The sequence below is a fragment of the Monashia sp. HAY1-2A genome, from assembly GCF_056755315.1.
The window spans coordinates 1-253 of record NZ_JBNDHY010000572.1; the positions used below are offsets into that span (position 1 = coordinate 1).

The 253-nt window shown below is 54.9% G+C and carries 1 protein-coding gene; it reads left to right on the forward strand.

The annotated features are described in order from the left end of the window. On the forward strand, positions 1-253 hold a 253-nt coding region (locus ACPYOM_RS23115), incomplete at both ends, for a hypothetical protein (protein WP_481347761.1).

The following is a 253-nucleotide window of genomic DNA, read 5'->3' on the forward strand; positions in this document are numbered from 1 at the left end:
TTGCAGCGCTAATCGATGAAACGACACCGCTCGTAACGATTCAAACGACTCCAGACATTCTGGTCGCGCGGTCACCCGTTGTTGATGCCGATGCTTTAGCTGCCGGTGACAGCGTTCGCCTTTCGGTCGGTGATCAGTCCATCGAGAGCATCATCCAATCCGTTGGAGTATTCAGTGAGAAAGTCGGCCCCAATGGGGAGGGTCCCGGGAAGGACATCACTATTTCATTGCCACGTGCGGCATCGTCCTGGTT